We start from the raw sequence: 19,047 nt of genomic DNA on the forward strand, positions 1-19,047 counted from the left end.
AGTTTCCGCGCGCGCACCGTGACCGCGATGATCAGTAGGCCGCGCGGTAGATCTTCTCGATATCGATGGCGCTGAGCTTGCGCGGGTTATTGCGCATCAAGCGCTCGATTCCCGCGGCCTCTACGGCCATGGCCGGGATTGCGTCTTCCGGCACACCGAAACTGCGCAGACCGGCGGGGATTTCCACCGCCACACAGAGGTCGGTCATGGCCTGCACGGCTTTGTCCGCCGCTTCGCTGGCACTCAGATGAGCGGTCTTCACGCCCATGGCCTCAGCGATATCCTGCATCCGCTCGACGCAGGCCATCTTGTTCCAGGTCATGACATACGGCAGCAGCAAGGCATTGCTGACGCCATGGGCAATGTTGAAACGCCCGCCCAGTGGATAGGCCAGCGCATGCACCGCGCCGACGCCGGCATTGCCGAACGCCATGCCGGCCATCAGGCTGGCGGTGGCCATGTCTTCTCGGGCTTGCAGGTTGGCGCCATTGGCGTAGGCCTTGGGCAGTGCGTTGGCGATCAGCTTGATGGCGCCGATGGCCAGGGAGTCAGTGATCGGCGAAGCGTTGACCGACAGATAGGATTCGATGGCGTGTACCAGCGCATCAACGCCACTGGCCGCGGTGACACTGCGCGGACAGGTCAGGGTCATTTGCGGGCTGACCAGCGCCACGTCCGGCAATAGATAGTCGCTGACGATGCCTTTCTTCAGTTGCGCAACCTTGTCGGAAAGGATGGCGACGTTGGTCACTTCCGAACCGGTGCCGGCGGTGGTCGGGATGGCGATCAGCGGCGGGCCTTTGCGTGGCACCTGTTCGACGCCGAACAGATCTTCCAGCGCGCCGTGATAACCGGCATAGGCCGCGACACTCTTGGCGATGTCGATGGCACTGCCGCCACCGAGACCGATCAAGCCGTCATGCCCACCCTCGCGATAGACACGCATGCAGTCTTCGACGATGGCGATTTCCGGATCCGGCAGCACGCGGTCGAAAATCTCGTACTCGCGCCCCCCCAATTGCACCAGCGCCAGCTCCACGGTGCCGGACTTGACCAGCGCGGCGTCGGTGACGATCAGCGGATTGTCGATATCGAGACGGGTGAGTTCGGCCGCCAGTTGCTCGATGCCCCCCGCGCCGGTAATCAATTTGTGAGCGATTTTGAACTGGGAAAGACTCATCGTGCGCAGCCTCTTATAGATGTGGGAGCTGGGCACAAGATTAGCTGGAGATTTGGGGTTGTCTGCTATTCAGGTCGTGAATGACCCATCAAGGGCAAGATCAACAGCCCCTCACCCTAGCCCTCTCCCGGAGGGAGAGGGGACTGACCGAGTTGTACTCTCGAAGTACATCGACCTGAATGACCGAGTCGAACTCAGGCCTTGAACAGCACAACGATCTGCTCCCTTCCCCCTCGCCCCCTTGGGGGAGAGGGCTGGGGTGAGGGGGTAAGCTTTTGATCTGGCCCTTAAACCTGAGCGGTACGCAGTTTTTCGCTACGGCCGCGTAGCCATTCCAGGGTCAGCAGGAGGATGACGGAGAACGCGATCAGCAACGTAGCAGCCGCCGCAATCGTCGGACTCAAATTCTCACGAATTCCGCTGAACATCTGTCGAGGCAACGTCGCCTGCTCGGGACCTGCAAGAAACAGCGTCACCACCACCTCATCAAACGACGTCGCGAAGGCAAACAGCGCACCGGAAATCACCCCCGGCGCAATCAGCGGCAAAGTCACCCGACGGAACGCGGTCAACGGCGAAGCGCCAAGGCTGGCCGCGGCACGCACCAGATTGTGGTTAAACCCCTGCAACGTCGCCGACACCGTGATGATCACAAACGGCACACCCAGCACCGCGTGCACAACGATCAACGAGAAGAAGCTATTACCTAGCCCCAGCGGTGCAAAGAACAGGTAACTCGCCACACCAATAATCACCACCGGCACCACCATCGGCGAAATCACCAGCGCCATCACCAGTGCTTTGCCGGGGAAGTCGCCACGGGTCAGGCCGATCGCCGCCAGCGTGCCGAAGATCATCGCCAGCACCGTCGCGGCCGGGGCGACGATGATGCTGTTCTTCAGCGCGCGCATCCATTCCGCCGAGGCGAAGAAGTCGTGATACCACTGCAGCGAGAAGCCTTGCAGTGGGTACACCAGAAAACTGCCCGAGTTGAACGACAGCGGCACGATCACCAGCACCGGCAGAATCAAAAACAGCAGAATCAAGCCGCAGAGGATCCGCAAGCTGTAGAACCACACCCGTTCAATGGGCGACATATAAGGACTCAGCATTTCAAATTCCCCTTAGCTCAGGCGCAGGCGACTGGCGCCCACCAGCCAGCTGTAAATCAGATAAAGCACCACGGTCGCCAGCAGCAACAGCCCGCCCAGCGCGGTGGCCATGCCCCAGTTGATGCTGGTGTTGGTGTAGAACGCGACGAAGTAGCTGACCATCTGATCGTTCGGGCTGCCGAGCAGCGCCGGGGTGATGTAGTAGCCGATGGCGAGGATGAACACCAACAGGCACCCGGCGCCGACACCGGCATAGGTCTGCGGGAAATACACGCGCCAGAAACTGGCGAACGGATGGCAACCCAGCGAGATCGCCGCACGCATGTAGGTCGGCGAGATGCCTTTCATCACGCTGTAGATCGGCAGGATCATGAACGGCAGCAGGATGTGCACCATCGAGATGTAGACGCCCGTGCGGTTGAACACCAGTTCCAGCGGTTTATCGATGATGCCCATGGCCAGCAGCGCGCTGTTGATCAGACCGCCCGATTGCAGCAGCACGATCCACGCCGCGACCCGCACCAGGATTGACGTCCAGAACGGCAGCAGCACCAGAATCATCAACAGGTTGCTCTGGCGCGATGGCAGGTTGGCCAGCAGGTATGCCAGTGGATAGGCGAGCAGCAGGCAGATCACGGTGATGACCAGACCCATCCAGAAGGTGCGGGCGAAGATGTCCAGGTAGATCGCCTGATCCGGGGTCGCCGGGGCGATTTCACCGAGGTCGTCGATGCGGTGATCGACCGATGCCAGCAAGTAATACGGCGTAATGCTGCTGGTGTTGCGTTTCACCGCTTGCCAGTAGGCCGGATCGCCCCAACGTTCGTCGAGTGCTTCCAGTGCTTCTTTATAAGAGGCCGGTTCGCTGGCAAATGGCAGCGCCCGGGCAGTTTTGGTCAGCAGGCTGCGATAGCCGGCCAACTCCATGTTCAAGCGCTTGGACAGATCGCCCAGCGTCTGGTTTTTGCGCGCTTCGGCGAGGTCTTCGCCGGCCGCTTTGTACACCGGTTCAGCGGGCAGGCCACGGCCGTCCCAACTGGCGATGGCCGCCACGGTGCGCGGCATGCCGCCGACCACTTCCGGGTTGCCGACGCTTTTGTAGAGCAGCGCCACGATCGGCACCAGAAACACCAGCAACAGAAACAGCACCAACGGCGCAATCAACGCCTGGGCTTTCCAGCGGTTGACCCGCTCGGCGCGCTTGAGCTTCTGCTTCAAGGTGGGGCTGGCGCCCTCGTTCAGGGGAACGGCGATGGCCATGACGTACTCCGCAAATCTTTGATCGTTACAGAGGTGGCGAACCACCTCTGTTGTGTTGGAACACAGCTACCTGTGGGCGCGAGCTTTCCTGAGAGATCGAACCTTGTGGCGAGGGGATTTATCCCCGATGGGTTGCGAAGCAGCCCCAAAACCACGCAGCTCGGTGTGTCAGGAAGGTTGGAGTCTCAGGTTCTACGACTGCTGCGCAGCCGATCGGGGATAAATCCCCTCGCCACAAAAGCACCCATCGCCATCTCCCATGCAGGTGAAACAGTGGTTACTTCGCCGCCCAGGAGTTGAAGCGCTGTTCCAGTTGCTCGCCGTTGTCAGCCCAGAAGCTGACGTCGATCTGCACCTGGTTGGCGATGTTTTCCGGGGTAGTCGGCATATCTTTCAGCACATCCTTGCTCAGCAACGGAACAGCCTGGGTGTTGGCCGGGCCGTAAGCGATGTTTTCCGAGTAGGTCTTCTGCTGCTGCGGCTGTACCGAGTAGGCGATGAACTTCTTCGCCGCTTCAGCACGCTTGGCGTCCAGACCTTTCGGGATGGCCCACGCGTCAAAGTCGTAGATACCGCCGTTCCACACCACTTTCAGGTTCGACTCTTTCTGCACGGCAGCGATGCGACCGTTGTAGGCAGAGCTCATGACCACGTCGCCGGAAGCGAGGTATTGCGGCGGTTGTGCGCCGGCCTCCCACCACTGAATGCTTGGCTTCAGCTCGTCGAGTTTCTTGAACGCGCGATCCTGACCACCCTTGCTCGCCAGCTCTTTGTAGACGTCTTTAGGCGCCACACCATCAGCCATCAAAGCGAATTCGAGGGTGTACTTGGCGCCTTTACGCAGGCCACGTTTGCCCGGGAATTTCTTGGTGTCCCAGAAATCGGCCCAACTGGTCGGCGCGGTTTTCAGCTTGTCGGCGTTGTAGGCGAGTACGGTCGACCAGACGAAGAAACCTACGCCGCACGGCTGAATCGCGCCTTTGACGTAGTCTTCGGTTTTGCCGAACAGTGCCGGGTCGAGTTGCTCGAACATGTCTTCGTCGCAGCCACGGGACAGCTCTGGCGATTCAACTTCGACCAGATCCCACGACACGCTCTTGGTGTCGACCATGGCTTTGACCTTGGCCATTTCGCCGTTGTACTCACCGGCGACGATTTTGCCGTTACCCGCCGCTTCCCACGGTGCATAGAAGGCTTTGACTTGCGCCGCCTTGTTCGCCCCGCCAAACGACACCACGGTCAAATCCGGGCCAGCGGCCATTGCGCTGGCCGCACCCATCAGGCCCAGGGTCAGGGCGGTGAACTTCAGGGATCTCAACATTTATTGTTCTCTCCACGTGCAGGGTTGGTGTTGGTATTGCGGGGGGCGATCAGTTCGCCTCTAACAGCGGATCAAGCGCGCGAACGTGCTCGACCTGCCAGCCAAGCGGAACCACGTCACCAACCGCGAGCGCGGGATCGAGCTCGGCAATCGGTTGTTTCACGAAGAAGTCGGTCTTGCCGCAGACTTCCAGGCGCACCCGGACGTGGTCGCCCAGATAGATGAATTCCGCCACCCTCCCTGAGAAGCGGTTGACGCATTGGTCGCTGGAACCGTTGAGACTGACGCGCTCCGGGCGAATCGACAGGGTCACTGGCTCGCCGGTCTGGCCGACGTTGACCGCCAGAGCCTCGACCTTCTCGCCACGGCCCAACTCGACGACGCAACGCTCACCGCTCTGGCTGAGCAAACGACCGTTGAGGCGATTGTTCTCGCCGATGAAGTTGGCGACGAAGGTGTTTTTAGGCTCTTCGTAAAGCGTGCGCGGCGGCGCGATCTGCTGAATTTCGCCTTGGTGGAACACGGCGACGCGATCGGACATGGTCAGCGCTTCGCCCTGATCGTGGGTTACGTAGACCACGGTCACGCCGAGGCGCTGGTGCAGATGCTTGATCTCCATCTGCATGTGTTCACGCAGTTGTTTGTCGAGGGCGCCGAGGGGTTCGTCCATCAGCACCAGTTGCGGCTCAAACACCAACGCACGGGCCAGGGCCACACGCTGTTGCTGACCGCCGGACAACTGCGCCGGGTAGCGCGAAGCGAACGCGTCGAGCTGCACCATGCTCAGGACTTTCTTGACCTTGTCGGCGACGTCACTCTTGTTCAGGCCACGCACGGTCAGCGGGAACCCGAGGTTTTCGGCGACGGTCATGTGCGGGAACAGTGCGTAGTTCTGGAACACCATGCCGATGTCGCGCTTATGCGGCGGCACGTTGTTGATCGCGCGCCCGGCCAAGAGGATTTCGCCAGCGGTCGGCGTTTCGAAACCGGCGAGCATCATCAGGCTGGTGGTCTTGCCGGAACCGGACGGCCCGAGCAGGGTAAGGAATTCGCCTTTGCGAATGTCCAGGTTGAGGTCTTTGACGATCAGGTTCTCGCCGTCGTAGCTCTTCTGCACTCCACGAAAGCTGACCAGCACATCACTGGCCCCTGCGTTTGTATCGACCTGGCTCATACCCACACCTTTGTTGTTGATGACTGCTTGTGTACCAAGCCTAGTGGCTGGCGGCAGGCACGCAAATCGGGGCGCAGGAGAGAATCGCCTCAGCGGGATGGAAGGTTGGGGGTAGGGATTGCCCTACAAGGATGGCGCGGATTGGCACGCCGACTACGAGCGTCAAGCTGCAAGCCGCCAGTAACGGCAAAAGCGTTTGTCGCGAATGGATATGCCAACGCGGTCTACTGTAGGAGCTGCCGAAGGCTGCGATCTTTTGACCCTGTAAACAGCAAGATCAAAAGATCGCAGCCTTCGGCAACTCCTACACAGAGCGCGGCGTTGTTCAGAGGAGTTTGTGTTCCATCGCGTACTTCACCAGTTCCGCCAGCGAGGTGATGTTGAGCTTCTGCATCAGCCGCGCCTTGTGGGTGCTGATGGTCTTGCTGCTCAGGGCCAATTGCTGGGCGATGTCGTTGACGTTGGCGCCCTGGGCCAAGCGCTCGAACACCGAGAACTCGCGCTCGGACAACAATGAATGCAACGGCCGCGCATCGGTCAGGCCGACCTCGAAGACCATGCGGTCGGCCAGATCCGGGTCGATGTAGCGCCCACCCGCCGCGACTTTGCGGATGGCCGTCAGCAACAGCGCCGGATCGCTGTCCTTGGTCGCATAACCCGCAGCGCCAACCTTCAAGGCGCGAGCAGCCATTTGCGCCTCGTCGTGCATCGACAACACCAGAATCGCCGGCGGATTGTTCAGCGCACGGATTCGCGGGATCGCTTCCAGGCCGTTGACGCCTGGCATGGAGATGTCCAGCAGCACCACTTCGCACGGCACATGGCGCAGGGTTTCGAGCAACTGCTCACCATTGCTCGCCTCTCCCACGACTTGCAGGTCCTTGGCCAGGCCGATCAATTGCTTGATGCCTTCACGAACGATGGTGTGGTCTTCGGCTACCAGTACACGGATCACGTTGTTCTCCAGATTCAGTCAAACCTCATCCACCGGCACCCAGACATTCAGACTGGTGCCCTCCCCCGGCTCACTCTCAAGCACCAGGCGCCCACCCATGATCAGCACCCGTTCACGCATGCCCACCAAGCCAAACGAAGTCGGCCGACCGGCAGCGGCGACAAATCCTACGCCATCATCGCTGACCGTCAGACACAATTCATCGCCTTCCAGCGCCAGCGTCAGTTCCACAGTATGCGCCTGGGCATGACGCATGACGTTGGTCAGCGCCTCCTGCAGGATGCGGAACAGGCCAATCGCCTTGGCATCGCTGAGCGGCGGCAGATTGTCCGGCACCTGCACAAGACACGGAATCTGCGTGCGCGCCTCGAACCGGCGCGCCTGCCACTCAATCGCTGACGCAATCCCCGCATCGAGAATCGGCGGGCGCAATGCGGTCGCTACATCACGCACCAACTGGAACAACTGGGCGATCAGGCGCTTCATGCTGTTCAACCTGTCGTGCAGACCGGGGTCGAGTTGCGCGTAGGCCAGTTCGCACATCGATGTCTCCAGTTTCAGCACCGTCAGCATCTGCCCCAGTTCATCGTGTACTTCCCGGGCAATCCGCGCCTTCTCTTCTTCGCGCACGCTCTCAAGGTGTGCCGACAGCTCGCGCAGTTGCTCACGCGATGCCGCCAGCTCCAGCTCGATGCGCTTGCTCTCGGTAATGTCCCAGACGATGCCGTCCCAGACATAAGCGCCATCTTCAAGCTGCCGGGTGATCGCCTTGATCTCGGCCCAGCGCTGCTCGCCCTGTCGTGTGAGAATTCGCCCCTGCCACGACCAGTCGCTATCGGTGTCCAGCGCCTGATCCTGGGTGCGGTGATAACTGGCCTTGTCATCCGGATGCACCAGACTGCGCAGGCCCATGTCGCGGTGGGCAATAGCGGCCGGCGCGTAGCCGACCAGACTTTCGCTGCCCTCACTGATGTAGGCAAAGTCGATCTGCCCGGTGACCGGCGCCCGCTCCAGGCGGAACACCAGGCCCGGTACATTGGCGGCGATGCCTTGAAGGCGCGCTTCACTTTCCTGCAACGCCGCGAGTGCGCGACGGCGCTCGGTGACGTCGTTGAGATAGACCACCAAATACTCGCTGTCGCGAAAACGCAGGAAACTCAGCGATACATCCGCCGGCAAAATACTTCCATCGGCACGCACACAGCTTGTCTCAAAACTCAGCGGCCCTTCTTCACTGGCACGCGCGCGTTTCCACAGATTGAGCCAGCGGTCCATGTGCAGACCCGGTTCGAAATCAATCAGCGGTCGCTCGATCAGCCCGCCCGAGGGGTAGCCGAGCATGTTTTCCGCCGCCCGGTTGGCGTAGCGCACATGGCTATCCCAGTTGACCCAAAGGATGCCGACGGTGCTTTGATCGATGGAAAACTGCGTCAGGCGCAGCGCTTCTTCGCTGGCGGCGCGCAAGGCGATGTCTTCCCGCGCCGCGAGCAGGCGTTGTTCGAGGCTATGTTGCTGGCGCCGCTGCCAGAACACGATCGCCACGCAACTGAGCAGCATGACCGCGAACAACAGACTGAGGTTCTGCCAGAACCCCGGCGATTCCGACAACCGTGGATATTTGGGTTGCAGCCATTGATTGTGCAGGCGCTCCAGATCCTTGGCCGGGATCGAGCGCAGCGCGCTCTGGACGATGCCGGCCAGCTCAGGCCAGTCCCGGCGCGAAGCGACTCGCAACAATTGCGGCAGGCCGATATCGCCGACCACTACCAGTTCAGCGAACTCCGGTTCTGCCGACAACCGCCCGAGTTGCGCTTCATCGACCACCGCGTAAGACGCCTGCTGACTCAGCAACAATTGCAGCGCTTGACGCTCCAGCGGCACGCCTTGCAGATTCAGGTGTGGATAGTTGCCGCGCAGATAGTCGGCGGTGGTGCTCGGCATACGCACGGCGACGCGGGTCTGGCCATCGAGTTTTTCCAGATCCACCACACCCCCGGCCTTCTGGTCGCTGACCACCAGTTGCGGCACACGCATGTACGGATCGGAAAACTGCCACAGGCGCAGCGCGCTCGGTGTCTGGGTCAGACCAGGAGCGATGTCGATCTCGCCATCGCGCAATGCGGTTTCCAATTGCGCCAGATCCTGAAAGTTGCGCCAGCTCAGCTCGATATTGAGAGCCTTGGCCAGCCATTTCATCAACTCGACGTTGGCCCCGGACAGTCGCTGCAAACGCCGATCGTATTGCGCGTACGGCGCCTGCAACACCAATCCGACCCGCAATTCGTTGTGTTGCGCGAGCCATTGCTGCTCGCTGGCTGACAACTGCGCAACGTGTGCCGATGGCGCAGGCGCCGCCCAGCCCATCAAGGGAAGCCACAAACAGCCGATAACCCACAGGCAGCAAAATCGCTTCATTGAAGTCTCATACACTGACAAATTCTGACCAACCCATTAGGCTGCCGGGATACTTTCTGGCCTGGAATAACCGATGCCCTCTGTCTACCGCCTGGCAATGCCAGCATTGTGCCTGTCGCTGATCCTGCCTTGTGCGTTTTCTGTCCACGCGGCCGACCCGGCCCCTGCCGCCCCTGCGGAAAAATCCGCCGAAGAAAAACCGGCCGAGCGCCAACCACTGCTTGAGCGTAGTCAGGAAGAGGCCGCGGCACTGGAACGTAAAGTCCCGGCGCAAGAACAGCAACAGCTTCAAGCCGGCAGCGACACTTTCCTCGCCTTGTGGAAACCGGCCAACACCGCTGAACCGAAAGGCGCGGTGATTATCGTCCCCGGTGCCGGCGAAACCGCTGACTGGCCACAAGCAATCGGCCCGTTGCGGAGCAAATTGCCGGACGCCGAATGGAGCAGTCTGAGTATCACCCTGCCCGATCTGCAAAGCGATGCCATCGCTCCGCGCGTAATTGAAGCCGTTGCCGCGCAGAAAGCCCCCGAAACAGGCAGCAAGGACGCCACCACCGCGCAGCCGATCGAACAAGCAGCAGGCGGTGAGGCCGAAGTCGCCGACCAGGTGATCGCCGAAACGACTGAAGAACAGTCCAAAGCCGATGCCGAACGCATCTTCGCGCGCATCGACGCCGCCATTGCCTACGCCGAACAGCAAAGTGCGCGGCGCATTGTCGTGCTCGGTCATGGAACCGGCGCGTATTGGGCGGCGCGCTTCTTGAGCGAGCGGCAAACGGCGCAGGTGGAGAAATTCGTCATGGTCGACGCGCAAACACCGGCCAAGGCCAAACCGCCGTTGGTGGAACTGACGCCAACGCTGAAACTGCCGACCGCTGATATTTTCTACATGGACAAAGCGCTGGATCGCAACGCGGCGCTGGAGCGCATGCAGGCGAGCAAGCGCTTGAAGACGTCGGCGTTCAGCCAAGTGGCGCTCAAGGCGTTACCGGATAACAAGGCTGAGCAGGAACAGTTGTTCCGTCGGGTGCGTGGCTGGTTGAGCCCACAGAACACAGACTGACCCAAAAGCAAAAGATCGTCCGAAGGCTCAGGCCGCGATCGGACGATCTTTTGATCTTGAAACCGCCTAACGAAAATCCCGCCGTTCACGAATCAACGTGTAGGCATTGTGCAACTCGCGGGTCTTATCGGTCGCCTCTCGCACCTGCATCGGCGTTGCACCGCTGCCGGCAATCTTGTCCGGATGATGACGGCTGAGCAGACGTCGATAAGCTCGTTTGATTTGCGCCGGTTCGCTGCTCGCCGAAACACCGAGCAATCGCATCGCTTCCTGATAGCTTACCGCCGCACTGACGATGGGCCGTTTGCCGGGCTCGTAATCACTGGCCAACGCCTGCACCTGATGCGTCGTCCAGCCCAGCCATTTACCCCACTGCGCCAACAATTCCCGCTCGCTGACGCCGGCACGACCATCGGCCCAGACCATCCGCCAACACGCGCGCAACACGCCTTCGGCCGCATGCGGCTGCGCACTCAGGCGCCGTAGATAACCGCGAAGATTATCGTCCCCGGACTTGCCGCGATTGAACGCCGCAATCGCCCGGCGCGTCGCCGGTTCGCTCATCTCCAGCGCGCGCATCTCATTGCGCGCCTGCTGGATATGTCCATCCGTCACACGTCCGTCACTCTTGGCCAGACGCCCGAGCAACACGAACAACAATTCGTCGTTGCGCAGCATCGGCCGACCACCGAGTTTCTCCCGCAGATGCCCCCAGCTCTGCAAATGCAGGCGCCGATCCAGCGCCTGCCCCAACAAAGCCCCAAGCATGGCCCCCGGAATGCTGGCAATCGCAAAACCCGCTCCGGCTCCAATCAGAGTCCCTGGCCACAACATATCAGCGACTCGCTTCTATCAAGGTTTCAGCTTCGGCCAGACGCTCATGCGTGCCGACATCCACCCAGTGGCCTTTCAGACGCTCGCCCGTCACCTGCCCATCCGCCATGGCCTTGCGCAGCAGCGGTGCCAGTTTGAAAGCCCCGTCGGCGCAGCCGTCGAACAGTTGCGGATGGATGACGGCGATGCCGCTGTAGGTCAGGGTGGCTGCAGTCGGCTGGCCGTCGATGACCTGACCGTCGACCAAAGAAAAATCACCTGTCGGGTGATGCGCCGGATTATCCGCCAGCACCAGATGCGCCAGACCGGTGATCGGCTGGTGCAGCACGCTGAAATCGTAATCGGTCCAGATATCACCGTTCACCACCAGGAACGCATCATCGCCGAGCAACGGCAGCGCACGGAAAATCCCGCCGCCGGTTTCCAGCGGCTCGCCTTCCTGCGAGTACTGGATGCTCAGACCAAACTGCGAACCGTCGCCCAGGTAATCCTCGATCTGCTGACCGAGCCAGGCGTGGTTGATTACAATCTCGCTGAAACCCGCCGACGCGAGGGCACGCAGGTGATATTCGATCAAAGGGACGCCGCCGGCACGTACCAGCGGTTTCGGCGTGGTCAGGGTCAGCGGGCGCATGCGCTCGCCTTTGCCTGCCGCCAGAATCATTGCTTTCATGCCGTCGCTCCACCACGCAGGCTGGTGAACAGCGCTTGCAGTTCGGCCAGCTCAGGACGACGGGCGATCACTGCTTCTATATAGGAGAAGAAGCGCGGTACGTCGGCGAGGTAACGCGGTTTGCCATCGCGATGGCAGATGCGAGCGAAAATGCCGATGACTTTCAGGTGACGCTGCACGCCCATCAGGTCGCTGGCGCGCAGGAAGTCTTCGAAATCCGGCTGCACAGGGATGTTGAGGGCCGAAGCTTGCTGCCAGTAGTTTTCCAGCCAGCCACGGACGCGCTCTTCAGGCCAACTGAGGAAGGCGTCCTTAAACAGGCAGGTCACGTCGTAGGTCACCGGGCCATAGACCGCATCCTGAAAATCCAGCACGCCGGGGTTCGGCTCGCTGAGCATCAGGTTGCGCGGCATGTAGTCGCGGTGCACCAGCACTTTCGGCTGGGCCAGGGCACTGTCGATCAGCAGGTCGCTGACGTGTTGCCACTGTTGCTGTTGGGTCGAATCGAATTCGATACCCAATTCACGCTTCACGTACCACTCGGGAAACAGTTCCAGCTCACGACGCAGTAATGCAACGTCGTAACTCGGTAACGGTGCGACCATCGGCAACTGCTGAAAAGCCAGCAGCGCTTGCAGGGCATCGCTGAACAATGCGTCGGCATTTTCGCCATCGATCACGTCCAGATAGGTCTTGTTGCCCAGGTCATTGAGCAAAAGAAATCCGCGTTCGAGGTCTTCGGCATAAATTTTCGGCACATTTATTCCGGATTTCGCCAGCAAAAAGGCGATATCCACGAACGGTTTGCAGTTTTCCTGGGGCGGCGGCGCGTCCATTACGACGAAACTGCGACCCGCGCCTTCCCAACGGAAGTAACGGCGGAAACTCGCGTCGCTACTGGCCGCGGTCAACGTGGCCGGGGGCACGGCGCCCCAGCCCTGATCTGCAAAGAGGATTGCCAACTGTTCATCGAGCCAAACTTTCAGGTGTTGCAAGCGTACATCTTGGTCAGGCATTGCAAGGGTCTCCGACGGCGCTAGCCGTCAAGCGGGTCATGCTTTATTATCCAGCATCTTTTTCAGACCATCGAGAGGCGTGCGGCCCACCACCGCGGGCAGATGGCACGCAGGAAGCCCGGACTAATAAGATGGCATTGAAATCCCCCGCGTTTCGTAAAAAATTTCCGTTGTTGGTAACCGGCAGTCTGCTGGCTATGCAACCTCTGGCCAGTCAATTCGTTGTTGCCGCCGAGCAGTATGACTGCTCCGTCTCGGCTTCGGGTGGTTGGGACTGTGCGCCCAAGACGCCGGCGGCTGCATTGCCACCGCGTCCAGTGCATGACGGCAGTGCCGTCAGCGCCACCGGCGAAGCCCCGAGCGACAAGGGTTCGGTTGCCGACACTGGCGCCAAGCCAGCGCTGGTCACCGAAGCCAAAGGCCGTGGTTTGAAATCCCGTAGCGAAGACTTCAGTCACCTCGACTGGGTTCCGCGCGAGAAGCTCACCGCCGCCCAATTGGCCGAGACGGGTCCTTACTGCTCTGGTGCTTATATCGAACCGATTCGTCCTGGCATGAATGACAAGACGAATAAAAGCGATGCTCCGACCTTTATCGGCGCAAAAGCTTCGCGCTATAACACCGATGATCAAGTCGGTACGCTGGCCGGTGATGTCGTCCTGCGTCAGGGCAGCATGCAGGTCGAGTCCGACGAGGCCAGCCTGTACCAGGCCGAGAGCCGCGCCGAACTCAATGGCGATGTACGTATCCGCGACAACGGCGCACTGATCGTCGGCGACCACGCCGATGTGCAGCTCGACACCGGTGAAGCCAAGGTCGATAACGCCGAATACGTGATGCACAAGTCGCGCATTCGCGGTAACGCGCTGTACGCCAAACGTGCGGAAAACGCGATCATCCGTCTCAAGGACGGCACGTACACCACGTGCGAACCGAACAGCAACGCCTGGCAGCTCAAGGGCAACAACATCACCTTGAACCCGGCCACCGGCTTCGGTACCGCGACCAACGTGACGCTGCGCGTAAAAGACATTCCGATCCTTTACACGCCATACATCTACTTCCCGATCGATGACCGTCGCCAGTCGGGCTTCCTGCCGCCGACCATCGGCACCGGCACCGATACCGGCTTCATGCTGGTCACGCCGTACTACTTCAACCTGGCGCCTAACTACGATGCCACGTTGTACCCGCGTTACATGAGCAAGCGTGGCATGTTGGTGGAAGGCGAGTTCCGTTACCTGACCAAGTCCAGCGAAGGCCAGTTCGGCGCTGCGTACCTGAACGATGACGACACCGAACGCAGCAAGCAGACCGACTACGAAAAAACCCGCTACATGTACAACTGGCAGCACAAGGGTGGTCTCGACTCCCGCGTGCTGACCGAAGTTGACTACACCAAGATCAGCGATCCGTATTACTTCCAGGATCTGCAGACAGATCAGATTGGTGTGAAGTCCAGCGACTTCGTGAATCAGCAGGGCGCGGTTACCTATCGTGGTGACAGCTACACCGCTCGCTTGAATGCTCAGCAGTACCAGTTGGCTACTGTTTCGAACATCACACCGTATGGCCGTCTGCCGCAGATCACCTTCAATGGTCAGCTGCCGTATCATCCGGAAGGGTTGAATTTCGATTACGAGACCGAGCTTGTGCGGTTTGATCGTGATTTGAAAACCGGTAATTTCATTGACGAAAATGGCACGGCGTCAGCGCGTCTGGATACCAACGTTGCAGGTCTGGCACGCGCCAACGGCGACCGTCTTAATCTGAAGCCAGGTGTCAGCCTGCCGATGAACTGGACCTATGGTTTCCTGAAGCCATCGCTCAAGTATCAGTACACCCAGTATCAACTTGATCTTGACGGACAAGGCAAAGACGACCTTGTAACTAACCGCAACAACGCTTCAGCACTAGGTGAATCGTTCAGCAGTTCGCAAAACCGTGGCGTACCGATCGCCAGCATCGACAGCGGCCTGTACTTCGACCGCAACACGTCGTTCTTCGGCAAAAACTACCGCCAGACCCTGGAACCACGCCTGTTCTATCTCTATGTACCTGAGAAAGACCAGACCGATATCCCGGTATTCGACACCAGCGAAACCACGTTCAACTACTCCTCGCTGTTCCGCGACAACCGCTTCTCCGGTGCCGACCGTGTCGGCGACGAGAACAAACTGTCGCTGGGCGTAACCAGCCGCTGGATTGAAGACGATGGCTTCGAGCGTCAACGCATCAGCGTCGGTCAAGCCCTGTACTTCAAGGATCGCGAAGTTCAACTGCCAGGTATCGATGCAAAAACCCGTGACGACGCGAAATCCAACGTTTCGCCTTACGCACTGGAATACGAATACCGCTGGAACCGCGATTGGCGCACCACAGCCGACTACAACTGGGATCCGGACAGCCGCAGCCCGCGTTCCGGCAGTGCGATGTTCCACTACCAGCCTGAAGACAACCCGAACAAGGTCATCAACGCTGGCTATCGCTATCGCAACGACCAGGTTCGTTACGACCAGAACACCGGTAAATGGTCGGTGGGTGGCGGTGACTACGGCACTCCAGGTCAGCCTGGCTACGTGAAGGACTACTACAAGATCCAGCAGCATGACTTCTCGGTCATCTGGCCGATCGTTCCACAGTGGAACGCCATCAGCCGCTGGCAGTATGACTACAACCGTAACCGTACGCTGGAAGCCTTCGGTGGTTTCGAGTACGACAACTGCTGCTGGAAACTGCGCCTGATCAACCGTTACTGGGTTTCCTATGACGAGTTCAGTCAGGAAGCTCCGCAAAACGAAAAAGGCGACCATGGCGTCTTCCTCCAAATTGTTCTGAAGGGACTCGGTGGCCTCACTGGCGCCAAGGTAGAGAGCTTCCTCGACAAAGGCATTCAAGGTTATCGTGAACGTGAAGACCAAGCTTTCTGATTGTCTGCGCCCGCTGATGCTGGGCGCGCTGTTCCTGGGTACTGCGGCCAACGCCGCAGTACAGTCCATCGATAAAGTGGTAGCGATCGTCGACAACGACGTGGTCATGCAGAGCCAACTGGACCAGCGCGTCCAGGAAGTTCAGCAGACCATCGCCAAGCGTGGCGGCGGCTCGCCACCTCCAGGCGTACTGGATCAGCAGGTGCTCGAACGCCTGATCGTCGAAAACCTGCAATTGCAGATCGGCGAACGTTCCGGCATTCGTATCACCGATGAAGAACTGAACCAGGCTGTCGGCACCATCGCACAGCGCAACAACATGACTATTGACCAGTTCCGCGCCGCCCTGGCTCGCGATGGCCTGTCTTACGACGACGCCCGTGACCAGATCCGTCGCGAGATGATCATCAGCCGTGTGCGTCAGCGCCGTGTTGCCGAACGCATTCAGGTGTCCGAGCAGGAAGTGAAGAACTTCCTCGCCTCCGACCTGGGCAAGATGCAACTGTCCGAAGAACTGCACTTGGCCAACATCCTGATCCCGACCCCGGAAAGCGCCAACTCTGAAGCGATTCAGAATGCTGCGCGTCAGGCCATGGAGGTTTACCAGCAGCTCAAGCAAGGCGCCGACTTCGGTCAATTGGCCGTGGCCAAATCCGCCAGCGACAACGCACTGGAAGGCGGCGACATGGGCTGGCGTAAAGCTGCTCAACTGCCACCGCCGTTCGATCGCGAGTTGAGCAGCATGGCAGTCGGTGACGTGACTCAGCCGGCACGCACTCCAGGCGGTTTCATCATCCTGAAGCTGTTGGCCAAGCGCGGTGGCGAAGCCCAGACCCGTGATGAAGTGCATGTGCGCCACATCCTGGTCAAGCCGAGCCCGATCCGCGACGAAGCCAAGACCAAAGCCCTGGTTCAGTCGTTGTATGAGCGCATCGTGGCAGGCGAAGATTTCGCCACCCTGGCGAAAAGCTACTCCGAAGACCCGGGCTCCGCGCTTAACGGCGGCGACCTGAACTGGATCGACCCGAACGTATTGGTGCCGGAATTCCGCGAAGTGATGGCCAAGACCCCACAAGGTCAGCTGTCCAAGCCGTTCCAGACTCAATACGGCTGGCATGTTCTGGAAGTCCTTGGCCGTCGCGCCACCGACAGCACCGAACAGGCTCGCGAACAGCAGGCCATGACCGTACTGCGTAACCGCAAATACGACGAAGAGCTGCAAACCTGGCTGCGTCAGATCCGTGACGAAGCGTACGTAGAGATCAAACTCCCTGGTGCAGACCAGGCAGCGCAGTGAAACCCAAGCGTTTCGCGCTGACACCCGGCGAACCAGCCGGCATCGGTCCCGACCTATGCCTGCTGCTCGCCTCGCAAGCCCAGCCTCATCCCCTGATTGCCATCACCAGCCGCGACCTGCTCCTTGAGCGGGCCGCGCAGTTGGGGCTGGCTGTCAATCTGCTCGACGTCGGGCCCGATCACTGGCCGGTCGCGCCGGCGCCCGCGAACAGTCTTTACGTCTGGGACACACCGCTCAGCGCCCCTGTGGTCGCCGGGCAACTGGACAAGGCCAATGCCGCGTTCGTCCTCGAAACCCTGACCCGCGCCGGTAACGGTTGTCTGAACGGCGACTTCGCCGGGATGATCACCGCTCCGGTGCACAAGGGCGTGATCAACGAGTCGGGCATCGCGTTCTCCGGGCACACGGAATTCCTGGCTGATCTGACCCACACCGCACAAGTGGTGATGATGCTCGCCACTCGCGGTTTGCGCGTTGCACTGGTCACCACCCACCTGCCGTTGCGCGAGATTGCCGATGCAATCACACCGGAGCGGCTGGAGCGGGTCACGCGCATTCTGCACGCCGACCTGCAAGAAAAATTCGGCATTGCCCGGCCACGCATTCTGGTGTGCGGACTCAACCCGCACGCCGGCGAAGGCGGACATCTGGGCCATGAAGAAATCGACATCATCGAACCTACCTTAGAGCGCCTGCGCGGCGAGGGCATGGACCTTCGTGGCCCGCTGCCTGCCGACACTCTGTTTACCCCCAAATATCTGGAGCACTGTGACGCAGTGCTGGCGATGTACCACGACCAGGGCCTGCCCGTGCTGAAGTACAAAGGCTTCGGCGCCGCCGTCAACGTGACCCTTGGCCTGCCGATCATCCGCACTTCGGTCGACCACGGCACCGCCCTGGATCTGGCCGGCAGCGGCAAGATCGATACCGGAAGCCTGCAAGTCGCCCTGGAAACCGCCTATCAGATGGCCGAGACCCGTTTATGACCGAGCAATACCAACACAAGGCGCGCAAACGCTTTGGCCAGAACTTCCTGCACGATGCCGGCGTTATCGACCGCATCCTGCGCTCCATCAGCGCCAAGTCCGAAGACCGCCTGCTGGAAATCGGCCCGGGCCAGGGCGCACTGACCGCCGGTCTGCTCAACTCCGGTGCGCAACTCGACGTGGTGGAACTGGACAAGGACCTGATCCCGATCCTCAACCAGCAATTTGCCGGCAAGAGCAACTTCAACCTGCATCAGGGCGATGCGCTGAAGTTCGACTTCAACACACTCAACGCCGCGCCGAACAGCCTGCGCGTCGTCGGCAACCTGCCGTACAACATCTCCACACCGCTGATTTTTCACCTGCTGAACAACGCCGGCATCATTCGCGACATGCACTTCATGTTGCAGAAGGAAGTGGTCGAGCGTCTGGCCGCAGGCCCCGGCGGTGGTGACTGGGGTCGCCTATCGATCATGGTTCAGTACCATTGCCGCGTAGAGCACCTGTTCAACGTTGGCCCGGGCGCGTTCAATCCACCGCCGAAAGTGGATTCGGCCATCGTCCGTCTGGTGCCACACGCGGTGCTGCCGCACCCGGCCAAGGATCATCGCCTGCTCGAGCGCGTTGTGCGTGAAGCGTTCAACCAGCGCCGCAAGACCCTGCGCAACACGCTCAAGCAATTGATGAGCAACGCCGAGATCGAAGCTGCCGGCGTCGATGGCAGTCTGCGCCCGGAGCAACTGGATCTGGCTGCCTTCGTGCGCCTGGCCGACAAGCTCAGCGAACAAGTCCCGGAAACTCCCGCCGCCGACTGACCGGCGATGAACGCTA

Annotated in this window: 15 protein-coding genes; 5 read left to right on the plus strand and 10 right to left on the minus strand. The window is 60.3% G+C overall.

Going from position 1 to position 19,047, the window contains the following annotated elements; translation table 11 throughout:
* Positions 1-31 precede the first annotated feature (31 nt).
* The 7 genes from ACA074_RS25260 to ACA074_RS25290 all read right to left on the minus strand — a co-directional run bounded on the left by ACA074_RS25260 (position 32) and on the right by ACA074_RS25290 (position 9,417).
* Positions 32-1,180: an iron-containing alcohol dehydrogenase gene (locus ACA074_RS25260; RefSeq protein WP_497677984.1), complete on the minus strand. Its 1,149-nt coding sequence runs from the start codon at positions 1,178-1,180 to the stop codon at positions 32-34.
* Between the two features lie 287 nt (positions 1,181-1,467).
* On the minus strand, positions 1,468-2,292 hold the full coding sequence (locus ACA074_RS25265) for an ABC transporter permease (RefSeq protein WP_186532890.1): 825 nt from the start codon (positions 2,290-2,292) through the stop codon (positions 1,468-1,470).
* Between the two features lie 12 nt (positions 2,293-2,304).
* Positions 2,305-3,552, minus strand: coding sequence for an ABC transporter permease (locus ACA074_RS25270; protein WP_187681116.1), 1,248 nt, complete (start codon positions 3,550-3,552; stop codon positions 2,305-2,307).
* Between the two features lie 277 nt (positions 3,553-3,829).
* Positions 3,830-4,873 carry an ABC transporter substrate-binding protein gene (locus ACA074_RS25275; protein WP_027610727.1) on the minus strand — a complete coding sequence of 348 codons (1,044 nt, stop codon included), beginning with the start codon at positions 4,871-4,873 and terminating at the stop codon, positions 3,830-3,832.
* Between the two features lie 49 nt (positions 4,874-4,922).
* Positions 4,923-6,047, minus strand: a complete 1,125-nt coding sequence (locus ACA074_RS25280) for an ABC transporter ATP-binding protein (RefSeq protein WP_187681115.1) — start codon at positions 6,045-6,047, stop codon at positions 4,923-4,925.
* A 325-nt stretch (positions 6,048-6,372) separates the two neighbouring features.
* Positions 6,373-7,002 (minus strand): response regulator, encoded by a 630-nt coding sequence (locus ACA074_RS25285; protein WP_008085218.1) that lies wholly within the window; start codon positions 7,000-7,002, stop codon positions 6,373-6,375.
* An 18-nt stretch (positions 7,003-7,020) separates the two neighbouring features.
* Positions 7,021-9,417 (minus strand): PAS domain-containing sensor histidine kinase, encoded by a 2,397-nt coding sequence (locus ACA074_RS25290; RefSeq protein WP_497658199.1) that lies wholly within the window; start codon positions 9,415-9,417, stop codon positions 7,021-7,023.
* A 73-nt stretch (positions 9,418-9,490) separates the two neighbouring features.
* Between ACA074_RS25290 and ACA074_RS25295 the strand changes: the two genes are divergently transcribed.
* Positions 9,491-10,480, plus strand: coding sequence for an alpha/beta hydrolase family protein (locus ACA074_RS25295; RefSeq protein ID WP_497677985.1), 990 nt, complete (start codon positions 9,491-9,493; stop codon positions 10,478-10,480).
* Positions 10,481-10,546: 66 nt separating this feature from the next.
* Here ACA074_RS25295 and ACA074_RS25300 read toward each other — a convergent pair whose 3' ends face one another.
* The 3 genes from ACA074_RS25300 to ACA074_RS25310 are packed head-to-tail and all read right to left on the minus strand — an operon-like array spanning position 10,547 to position 13,003.
* On the minus strand, positions 10,547-11,314 hold the full coding sequence (locus ACA074_RS25300) for a TerB family tellurite resistance protein (RefSeq protein ID WP_187680826.1): 768 nt from the start codon (positions 11,312-11,314) through the stop codon (positions 10,547-10,549).
* A 1-nt stretch (position 11,315) separates the two neighbouring features.
* Positions 11,316-11,987, minus strand: coding sequence for an N-acetylmuramate alpha-1-phosphate uridylyltransferase MurU (murU, locus tag ACA074_RS25305; RefSeq protein ID WP_497677986.1), 672 nt, complete (start codon positions 11,985-11,987; stop codon positions 11,316-11,318).
* On the minus strand, positions 11,984-13,003 hold the full coding sequence (locus ACA074_RS25310; RefSeq protein ID WP_489879402.1) for an aminoglycoside phosphotransferase family protein: 1,020 nt from the start codon (positions 13,001-13,003) through the stop codon (positions 11,984-11,986). The genes murU and ACA074_RS25310 overlap by 4 nt, the downstream gene beginning before the upstream one ends.
* A 131-nt stretch (positions 13,004-13,134) precedes the next feature.
* Between ACA074_RS25310 and ACA074_RS25315 the strand changes: the two genes are divergently transcribed.
* From ACA074_RS25315 to rsmA, 4 genes are read left to right on the plus strand one after another with little or no spacing between them, the layout of a single operon-like run.
* Entirely contained in the window at positions 13,135-15,933 is a 2,799-nt protein-coding gene (locus ACA074_RS25315) for an LPS-assembly protein LptD (protein ID WP_497677987.1), read from the plus strand.
* Positions 15,914-17,230, plus strand: a complete 1,317-nt coding sequence (surA, locus tag ACA074_RS25320) for a peptidylprolyl isomerase SurA (protein WP_410458020.1) — start codon at positions 15,914-15,916, stop codon at positions 17,228-17,230. The genes ACA074_RS25315 and surA overlap by 20 nt, the downstream gene beginning before the upstream one ends.
* Entirely contained in the window at positions 17,227-18,216 is a 990-nt protein-coding gene (gene pdxA, locus ACA074_RS25325; protein ID WP_187680831.1) for a 4-hydroxythreonine-4-phosphate dehydrogenase PdxA, read from the plus strand. Before surA ends, pdxA begins: the two co-directional genes overlap by 4 nt.
* Entirely contained in the window at positions 18,213-19,031 is an 819-nt protein-coding gene (gene rsmA, locus ACA074_RS25330; RefSeq protein WP_187680832.1) for a 16S rRNA (adenine(1518)-N(6)/adenine(1519)-N(6))-dimethyltransferase RsmA, read from the plus strand. The genes pdxA and rsmA overlap by 4 nt, the downstream gene beginning before the upstream one ends.
* The last annotated feature ends 16 nt before the right edge of the window (positions 19,032-19,047 follow it).

It is taken from the genome of Pseudomonas sp. LBUM1655, from assembly GCF_059716085.1.

Bases quoted from the DNA above. Each gene is read 5' to 3' on its own strand.
- ACA074_RS25260 (WP_497677984.1), bottom strand. From the start codon at position 1,180: ATGAGTCTTTCCCAGTTCAAAATCGCTCACAAATTGATTACCGGCGCG.
- ACA074_RS25265 (WP_186532890.1), bottom strand. From the start codon at position 2,292: ATGCTGAGTCCTTATATGTCGCCCATTGAACGGGTGTGGTTCTACAGC.
- ACA074_RS25270 (WP_187681116.1), bottom strand. From the start codon at position 3,552: ATGGCCATCGCCGTTCCCCTGAACGAGGGCGCCAGCCCCACCTTGAAG.
- ACA074_RS25275 (WP_027610727.1), bottom strand. From the start codon at position 4,873: ATGTTGAGATCCCTGAAGTTCACCGCCCTGACCCTGGGCCTGATGGGT.
- ACA074_RS25280 (WP_187681115.1), bottom strand. From the start codon at position 6,047: ATGAGCCAGGTCGATACAAACGCAGGGGCCAGTGATGTGCTGGTCAGC.
- ACA074_RS25290 (WP_497658199.1), bottom strand. From the start codon at position 9,417: ATGAAGCGATTTTGCTGCCTGTGGGTTATCGGCTGTTTGTGGCTTCCC.
- ACA074_RS25295 (WP_497677985.1), top strand. From the start codon at position 9,491: ATGCCCTCTGTCTACCGCCTGGCAATGCCAGCATTGTGCCTGTCGCTG.
- ACA074_RS25300 (WP_187680826.1), bottom strand. From the start codon at position 11,314: ATGTTGTGGCCAGGGACTCTGATTGGAGCCGGAGCGGGTTTTGCGATT.
- murU (WP_497677986.1), bottom strand. From the start codon at position 11,987: ATGAAAGCAATGATTCTGGCGGCAGGCAAAGGCGAGCGCATGCGCCCG.
- ACA074_RS25310 (WP_489879402.1), bottom strand. From the start codon at position 13,003: ATGCCTGACCAAGATGTACGCTTGCAACACCTGAAAGTTTGGCTCGAT.
- ACA074_RS25315 (WP_497677987.1), top strand. From the start codon at position 13,135: ATGGCATTGAAATCCCCCGCGTTTCGTAAAAAATTTCCGTTGTTGGTA.
- rsmA (WP_187680832.1), top strand. From the start codon at position 18,213: ATGACCGAGCAATACCAACACAAGGCGCGCAAACGCTTTGGCCAGAAC.